Here is an 8,777-nt window from a genome sequence, read left to right as displayed (position 1 = left end):
ATTTCATAAATATAAGAATTAAGTGTATTAGATATTTGGTAATTAAATTATATTTTGTATACAAAATATAAAACAACAGTTGAAAAAAATAGCAAAAAGGACTATTATTATAAATATTTAGAAAATTTTGGAAAAGGAGGGGCAATGTATGGCAGTTAAATATGCTAGAAGAATGGACTTATTTAAAAAATCGGAATTAGGGGAAATATTAAAACTTATTGAAAAGCCAGATATAATATCTTTTGCAGGAGGATTACCGGCGTCAGAGTTATTTCCTGTGGAGGAGATGAAGAAAGTAGCAGTTAAAGTTTTAGATGAAAATGGAGAAGAAGCTCTACAATATTCAGGATCTCAAGGATATCTACCTCTTAGAATTCATATAGCTAATAGAATGAATGCTAAAAGTAAAACTAATGTAAAAGCAGAGAATATACTTATAACTAGTGGATCACAGCAAGTTTTAGATTATGCTGGGAATATATTTTTAGATGAGGGAGATATAGTATTATGTGAAAGTCCATCATATTTGGGTGCTTTAAATGCTTTTAAAAATTATCAACCTAAAGTTATGGAAGTCTCTATGGATAAAGAAGGAATGATAATAGAAGAACTAGAAAAAATATTGAAAGAAAATGATAGAATAAAATTTATATATGTGATACCTGATTTTCAGAATCCAACAGGAATAACTTGGTCACTTGAAAGACGTAAAAAATTTATGGAAGTTATAAATAAATATGAAATGCCTGTTATAGAAGATAATCCTTATGGAGAACTAAGATATGAAGGTGAGTTTTTACCATCATTGAAATCATTTGATACAAAGGGGCTTGTAATATATTTAGGTACTTTTTCTAAAATATTTTGCCCAGGATATCGATTAGGATGGACTTGTGCATCACCAGAAATATTAAGAAAATTTATAACTTGTAAAGAAAACTCTGACTTACAAACATCTACTATAGGACAAAGAGAACTTAGTAAATACATAGATGATTATGACTTAGATGAACATGTGGAAAAAATAAAAGCTACATATAAAAAGCGTAGAGATTTAATGTTAAATTGTATGAAAGAAGAATTTCCGGAAGGAGTTAGTTTTACTCATCCTGATGGAGGATTATTTACATGGGTCAGATTACCTGAAACGTTAAATGCTCAAGAACTTATGGGAAAATGTGTAAAAAACAATGTGGCTTATGTTCCAGGTGGATTTTTCTTCCCAAGTGGAAATAAAGAAAATTACTTTAGGTTAAATTACTCTAGTTGTAAAGAGGATAAAATAGTCGAAGGAATAAAAAGATTAGGCAAAGTTTTAAATGAATCAGTGAGTGAAACTGCTGAGGTTTAATATAAAAGGCATACCTTCTTAAGTGAAGATATGTTTTTAATTGCAAGGAAATTATATAATATGTTTGAAAAAAAATAAGATGATGATAATAAAAATAAATAAAAAAGAATTATGGAGGTAAGATGAGAAGGCCGATATTAATATTATTTATATTTTTATTATTCATATCTTTTATTTATACAAATAATAAACCACTAGATAAAATTGAAGATAAAGAAAAAATAACTATTGAAGGCGTGGTAAGAGATAAAGTTGAAAAAGATAAATATGATCAATATAAAATTGAAAAATACCTAGTAAATGATTACAGTAGAAAACTAGACATAAAAATAGGTAAAATAGTTAAAATAAATGGAAGAATAAAAAGTTTAGACAAAATGAACTTTGATGATTTTAATTATGGTAGATATGTAAAAAGTATGGGATATAAAGGTGTTATAACTTCAAAATATTATAAAATAAAAGGAGATAGTAAATTCTATACTTTTATAGGAGATATAAAAACTTATTTAAGAGATACATTTAGATATTTATATAAAGATAAATCTGATTTTGTTAATTCATTAATTTTAGGGCAAAAGGAGTATTTGAGTAAGGATGAAAAGGAGATGTTTTCGAAAACGGGAACGAGTCATATTATAGCTATATCTGGACTTCATACAGGAATATTATGCACAATGATTGCCATAATTATAAATGGAATTAATAAATTTTACAAACTTATAATTTTGACTATTATAATGATCTTATACAGTGTAATAGTAGGGTTTTCACCATCCATAAGTAGATCTATAGTTTTTATTGTAATTATGTATTTGGCTATTTTTTTGGAGGAAAAGAGAGATGGAATATGTAGCCTATCTTTGATAGGTGCATTTTTGGTTGTAAATAATCCTTATATAATTTATAATACATCTTTTCAATTATCCTTTTTAGCCACATTATCTATTATATATTTTTATAAAATAATAAATAAGTATTTAAAAATAAGTGTTGTATCCATAAGTTTAAGTGCAAATATATTAACTTTGCCTATTGTATACTATGTGTTTAAAGGTATACCAGTACTATTTCTTCTAGGTAATGTAATTATTGTTCCTGTAATTGGTATAATAATGAATTTAAGTATAACTAGTGTGATTTTATTTAGATTTAGTATTTTAATATCAAAAATTTTAGCATATTTGAGCAAAAGTATTATTATTATGGTATATTATTTATTGGACAAACTCGCAGAGAACAAATTAGCATATATTGAAATGAAGAATCCTAAATTATTTTATGTAACTTTTTATTACATTTTAATTTTTTCGTATATGATATATAGAGAGTTAAAAATTATGAAGGAGCAAGAAAATGGATTACAAGGATATTATAAGGAATATTAAAAATAAAAACTTTGAAAATATATATCTTTTATATGGTAGGGAATATTACTTAATTGATAATGCTATAAAAAACTTTAAAGAAAGCCTAAATGAATCTATGATTGATTTCAACTTAGATGTAATAGATGGTAAAGAAATTTTTTTAGATCAATTGTTAAGTTCTATAGAAACTCTACCTTTTATGGATGATAAAAAAATTACCATAGTGAAGGATTTTGAATTGCTAAAAGGGAAAAGAAAGAATTTTTCTGAAGGTGATGAAAAATACTTTATTGATTACTTAGATAATATATCAGAAAGTACCGTTTTAGTTTTTGTCGTGTACGGTGAAGTGGACAAAAGAAAGAAGATAGTTAAAAAAATACAAGAAAAAGGTATTGTATTTAACTGTGATAAAATCTCTGATATGGACTTGTTTAAATGGACAAAAAGGAAGTTTGAAGCTTTTGGTGCCATAATAGAAAATGCACAAGTTATGTATTTTATAGAATCTCAAGGATACAGAGATAAAAATAGTGACAAGACCCTTTCGGATTTAGAAAATGAAATAATTAAAATTAGCTCTTTTGTAGGTAAAGAAAATAAAGTAAGTAATGAGATTATAGATAGGTTATCTCAAAAGAAAATAGAAAATGATATTTTTAAACTTATAGATTATATAGGAGAGAAGAATTCATCATCTGCCATAAAAATATTAAATGATATGATTGGCGAAGGTGAGTCAGTTCTTGGGATATTCGCTATGATAAGTAGACAATTTAAAATTGTTTTACAAGTTAGGCAGCTACAAATACAAGGTATATCTGTAAATGATATTTGTGAAAAATTAAGTTTAAGACAATTTGTAGTTAATAAAGCCTTAAAGCAAAGTCGTAATTTCTCGGATGATATAATAATAGACATGTTAAATTTTATCCTAGAAAATGATTTTAAAATTAAAAATGGATTAATAAAGGATACTTTGGCCATAGAAATTTTAGTGGGTAAGTATTGTCAGAGAAATATTAGTTAAAAGTCTTGGTTAAAATTCTAAGGCTTTTTTTATTGCGAGGATCTTATCAAGTTAGTTGGAGGCATTGAGATATTTCATTCATATAGTGCCAAAAATAAAGTAGACTTTTGAAGAATTGGGGAAGAGGTAATATTAAAATGAATATAATAAAAAACCCTTGATAAAATCAAGGGTTTAAATTTATAAAAATTAAACTGTTATTATGCGTTCATTGCGTTTAATTTTTGAGCTAATTTAGCAACTTTTCTAGCTGCAGCGTTTTTGTGTATAGTTCCTTTAGATGCTACTTGGTATATTCTCTTTTGAGCATATTGGAATCTAGCTGTAGCTTCTTCAACGTTACCTGCAGTAACAGCTTCATCGAATCTTCTTATAGCAGTTTTTAATTGAGATTTTCTAGCTTTGTTTAAAGCAGTTTTCTTATCGATAACTTTTATTCTCTTTTTAGCTGATTTTATGTTTGCCACGAAAAACACCTCCTCGTAAATATAATTATTCTCATCGTCAACATATTAGATTTTAACAGAAATAAATATAAAAATCAAGAGTTAATATTTATTAGTTAAATATAATTTGTTAACTGTTTTTTTAGTGCATGACTTACTTTATCACATATAAAAATATTTCACAATAATAGATTTATTTATTCATAAAAGTAATAAAAAATGATAAATAATGTTTAAAATGTTAGTACATGTCAATAATCAATAATATCATTTTATTGAATACTGGAGGAAACTATGATAAAAATTAGAACTGACCTAGCTCTAGAAGCAAGGGAGATAATAGAAGAAAGCAGTAATAGTAGTGAAATACCAGGAGTTAAAACAATAAATAAACAACTTGATGACTGCGTAGTTACAAAAGTCGAAGTATTAAATGAGCAAGGTTCTCAAATAATGAATAAAGGAATTGGAACATACGTAACATTAGAAAGTAAATTGATGAAATATGATGACGATGAATCAAGAGAACAAATAATAAGTTATTTAGCTAATGAACTTAAAGATATTTTTGGTTCAGAGGAACACAAGAAAACTTTAGTAATTGGACTTGGAAACTGGAATATAACATCAGACGCACTAGGCCCAAAATCAGTATCAAAAACTCTTGTAACTCGTCATATATTTAAAAACTATAATAAGGATTACGATGATGATTTTACAGAAGTTGCAGCTTTAAGTCCAGGTGTTATGGGCATTACTGGAATAGAAACTAGCGAAACTGTAAAGGCAATAGTAGATACTATTAAGCCAGACAGAGTAGTTGCCATAGATGCACTTGCTTCAAGAAAGATGGATAGGGTAAATTCTACCATACAAATATCAACAGCTGGGATAGCCCCAGGTGGAGGAGTAGGCAATAAAAGAAAGGCTCTAAATAAAGAATATTTGGGAGTGGATGTTATAGCTATAGGTGTACCGACAGTAGTTGATGCAGCGACTTTAACAAATGATGTATTAGATATGGCTATAAAAAATTTGATGGAGCAATCTAATCAAGGTGAAGTATTTTATAAAATGCTTCAAAAATTACAGGAAGAAGAAAAATATCAACTAATTAGAGATTCTCTAGATCCTTATGATAAAAATTTAATTGTTACTCCTAAGGATATAGATGAAACTATAGAAAATCTATCAATAATAATTAGTGAAGGATTAAATAGATCTCTTCATCCAGGGAGAACTTCGTAACAAGGAGGAATTTTAATGAAAAAAAATAAAATAAAAGCTATAAAAATAGGATTTTTAATAGTTTGTATTTTACCTACTATTTCTCAAGCATTAGATAAAGAAGATATATTAAAATATTTGGTGAAGTCATCTTATCCTGAAGTAAAGGTTATAGACAAAGAAGATAACGATAAAAAAGATGATGAAGAAAACTTAGAATCTACAGATAATATAAAAAGCAATATAAGTAATAAAGATGATGAAGAATATGTTAATATTTATGTTGGTGAAGAAAACAAGCCAGAAACAAATAAAGAAAAAGAATCAAAGGCAACTAGTAATATTATTGACTCAAGTTATACAAATAACTTAAGGATAACAAAGAACAAACCTCAAATACTTATTTATCACACTCATAGTAGTGAAACATATTCAGATTCACCAAAGAATAACTATCACTCTACAGATATAGAAAACTCAGTTATGGCTGTAGGTAGTGCTTTATCTACAGAGCTAACAGAGAAGGGGTGGGGGGTAGTTCATAGTACCAAATATAATGATTTATCATATAATGAAGCTTATGCAACAAGTGCTAAAACAGTCAAATCTATACTATCTAAATATGATTCTGTTAAAATAGCTATAGATTTGCATAGAGATGGTCAAAGTTTAAAGAGTGAGCAAGCAAAAAAAACAGTGCATGATAAATATACTACTGAAATAAATGGAGAAACCGTTGCTAAATTTTTCTTGGTAGTTGGGCAGAGAAATCAAAATGTTGGAGAACTAAAAAGACAGGCAGAAGAAATCACTGCATTGGCTGAAAAGAAATACCCAGGGCTAGTTTGTCCAGTAGTAACAAAACAATATGGTAGATTTAATCAATATATGTCAGAAAATGGTTTATTAATAGAAATAGGAAATAATGCAACAAGTACAAAAGAAGCTTTGGCTACATCTAAATATGTAGCAGAAATACTAGATGAATATTATTCTAATATTAAATAATTAGGGTGTAAATTATGAGTCGTTTAGAAAGAATACAAAAAGAAAAGAGTTCTAAAAAGAAATATAAAACGGTTTGCAGAGTTATATTTTTATTTCTAATGTTAATAATTACTAGTAGTAGTATACTGTTAATAGATTACAGAGCTAATGAAGTCTTAGATGATGATAGTAAAAGTAATCTTACAAAATATATAATGGATATATTTTAAGCTAGAGCATTTAATTGTTACATAATATAAGAATACAAATTACAAAAATAAATCAAAATAATAGAAAAAATAAGACTTAAGAAATAAGTCTTATTTTTTTGTAATATAGTACTTATTTACAGAAGTGCAGATATATTATAAAATAAAGTTTATGATAATAACTTATTAAGGAGGAATAAAGGTGGACAAACAAAGTAGAACTAGGAATTTTAGTATAATTGCTCATATAGATCATGGTAAGTCTACCTTAGCTGATAGATTAATACAGTACACAGGTTTAGTAAGTGATAGAGAAATGAAAAGTCAGTTATTAGATAACATGGACTTGGAAAGAGAAAGAGGAATCACTATTAAACTACAAAATGTTAGATTAATATATAAAGCTAAGGATGGAAATGAATATTATTTAAATCTTATAGATACTCCAGGTCACGTGGATTTTAACTATGAGGTATCGAGAAGTTTAGCAGCATGTGAGGGGGCGTTACTTGTAGTAGATGCCGCTCAAGGTGTAGAGGCTCAAACATTAGCTAATGTGTATTTAGCTTTAGAACAAGATTTAGAAATATTACCAGTAATAAATAAAATAGATCTTCCAAGTGCGAGACCAGATGAGGTAAAAGAAGAAATTGAAGATTTAGTAGGACTTGATGCAAGTGAAGCACCATTAATATCAGCAAAAAGTGGTTTAAACATACAAGATGTATTAGAAGATATAGTAGCTAATGTACCTGCTCCAATAGGAGATGCAAATAAACCGTTGAAAGCTTTAATATTTGACTCGTATTATGATGCTTATAAAGGTGTTGTAGCTTATGTTAGGGTTTTTGAAGGTGAAGTTAAAAAAGGTATGACAATCGAAATGATGAATACTAAGAAGAAATTCGAAGTAACAGAAGTTGGTGTTATGGCCCCAGGAGCTACTGAACTTGATAGTTTATCGGCTGGAGATGTTGGATATATAGCAGCAAGTATAAAGGACATAAGAAGTTGTCATGTAGGAGACACTATTACAGATGCTAATAATAGAACAGAAGAACCTATGGCAGGATATAAGAAAGCAACTCCTATGGTTTACTGTGGTATTTATCCAGGTGAAGGTGAAAAATACGAAAATGTAAGAGACTGTTTAGAAAAACTACAAGTTAATGATGCTGCCCTTGAGTTTGAGCCAGAAACTTCTGCAGCTCTAGGATTTGGTTTTAGATGTGGGTTCTTAGGATTATTACATCTTGAAATTATACAAGAAAGATTAGAAAGAGAGTTTAATCTAAACTTAGTAACAACTGCTCCTTCTGTTATATATAGAGTTACTAAAACTGATGGTGAAGTAGTTATGGTTCAAAATCCTGCTAACTTACCAGAAGTTTCAGAAATAAGAATGATAGAAGAACCAATTGTAAAAGCAGATATTATAGCCCCAAAAGACTTTGTTGGTATAGTTATGGAACTTTGCCAAGAAAGACGTGGAACAATGTTACACATGGAGTATATTGATGAAAAAAGAGTTATGCTACATTATGATTTGCCATTAAATGAAGTTGTATATGATTTCTTTGATGCCTTAAAGTCAAGAACAAGAGGTTATGGTTCTCTTGATTATGAAATGAAAGGGTATGTACCTTCTCAACTTGTAAAGTTAGATATATTAATAAATAAAGAACAAGTAGATGCACTTAGTTTTATTGTTCATGAGAGTAAAGCGTACTCTAGAGGTAAGGCAATGTGTGAAAAACTTAAAAATGAAATACCAAGACATCAGTTTGCTGTTCCTATACAAGCAGCTGTTGGAAATAAAATAGTTGCAAGAGAAACAATAAGTGCTCTTAGAAAAGACGTACTAGCTAAATGCTACGGAGGAGATATATCTCGTAAGAAGAAACTTCTTGAAAAACAAAAAGAAGGTAAGAAACGTATGAGACAGATTGGTAGCGTGGAAGTTCCACAAAAGGCATTTATGTCAGTTCTTAAATTAGATGAATAAATTGTATAAATAAATAGTTAGTTAAAGAAGTTATCTCAAATAGTTTTTACAGTTATAAGAGATAGCTTCTTTTTTATTTGCTTATTATGTAAAATAAATTCTTAGATTTTGATATTTACTTTTGTATAACTATTTTTTATTTTAAGATAATC

Annotated in this window: 8 protein-coding genes; 7 read left to right on the top strand and 1 reads right to left on the bottom strand. The window is 28.0% G+C overall.

The window, feature by feature from the left end; genetic code table 11:
- Nucleotides 1-148 precede the first annotated feature (148 nt).
- The 3 genes from NSA58_RS11645 to holA all read left to right on the top strand — a co-directional run bounded on the left by NSA58_RS11645 (nucleotide 149) and on the right by holA (nucleotide 3,751).
- Nucleotides 149-1,351 (top strand): aminotransferase-like domain-containing protein, encoded by a 1,203-nt coding sequence (locus NSA58_RS11645; protein WP_257560489.1) that lies wholly within the window; start codon nucleotides 149-151, stop codon nucleotides 1,349-1,351.
- Nucleotides 1,352-1,473: 122 nt separating this feature from the next.
- Nucleotides 1,474-2,739 carry a ComEC/Rec2 family competence protein gene (locus NSA58_RS11640; protein WP_039680581.1) on the top strand — a complete coding sequence of 422 codons (1,266 nt, stop codon included), beginning with the start codon at nucleotides 1,474-1,476 and terminating at the stop codon, nucleotides 2,737-2,739.
- Nucleotides 2,708-3,751: a DNA polymerase III subunit delta gene (holA, locus tag NSA58_RS11635; RefSeq protein WP_039680582.1), complete on the top strand. Its 1,044-nt coding sequence runs from the start codon at nucleotides 2,708-2,710 to the stop codon at nucleotides 3,749-3,751. The genes NSA58_RS11640 and holA overlap by 32 nt, the downstream gene beginning before the upstream one ends.
- A gap of 200 nt (nucleotides 3,752-3,951) precedes the next feature.
- Here holA and rpsT read toward each other — a convergent pair whose 3' ends face one another.
- Nucleotides 3,952-4,218 (bottom strand): 30S ribosomal protein S20, encoded by a 267-nt coding sequence (gene rpsT / locus NSA58_RS11630; protein ID WP_018591488.1) that lies wholly within the window; start codon nucleotides 4,216-4,218, stop codon nucleotides 3,952-3,954.
- A gap of 273 nt (nucleotides 4,219-4,491) precedes the next feature.
- Between rpsT and gpr the strand changes: the two genes are divergently transcribed.
- The 4 genes from gpr to lepA all read left to right on the top strand — a co-directional run bounded on the left by gpr (nucleotide 4,492) and on the right by lepA (nucleotide 8,625).
- Nucleotides 4,492-5,445 carry a GPR endopeptidase gene (gene gpr, locus NSA58_RS11625; protein ID WP_039680583.1) on the top strand — a complete coding sequence of 318 codons (954 nt, stop codon included), beginning with the start codon at nucleotides 4,492-4,494 and terminating at the stop codon, nucleotides 5,443-5,445.
- Nucleotides 5,446-5,460: 15 nt separating this feature from the next.
- Complete coding sequence (spoIIP, locus tag NSA58_RS11620; protein ID WP_039680584.1) at nucleotides 5,461-6,432, top strand: stage II sporulation protein P; 972 nt, start codon at nucleotides 5,461-5,463, stop codon at nucleotides 6,430-6,432.
- A 14-nt stretch (nucleotides 6,433-6,446) separates the two neighbouring features.
- Nucleotides 6,447-6,641 (top strand): hypothetical protein, encoded by a 195-nt coding sequence (locus NSA58_RS11615; RefSeq protein ID WP_039680585.1) that lies wholly within the window; start codon nucleotides 6,447-6,449, stop codon nucleotides 6,639-6,641.
- A 181-nt stretch (nucleotides 6,642-6,822) separates the two neighbouring features.
- The gene (gene lepA / locus NSA58_RS11610; RefSeq protein WP_039680586.1) at nucleotides 6,823-8,625 is read left to right on the top strand and encodes a translation elongation factor 4; all 1,803 of its coding nucleotides are present in this window, start codon (nucleotides 6,823-6,825) and stop codon (nucleotides 8,623-8,625) included.
- Nucleotides 8,626-8,777: the final 152 nt, after the last annotated feature.

Source organism: Terrisporobacter muris (assembly GCF_024621905.1).
Lineage (GTDB): Bacteria > Bacillota > Clostridia > Peptostreptococcales > Peptostreptococcaceae > Terrisporobacter > Terrisporobacter muris.
This window is presented reverse-complemented; position numbering and strand designations above follow the sequence as displayed.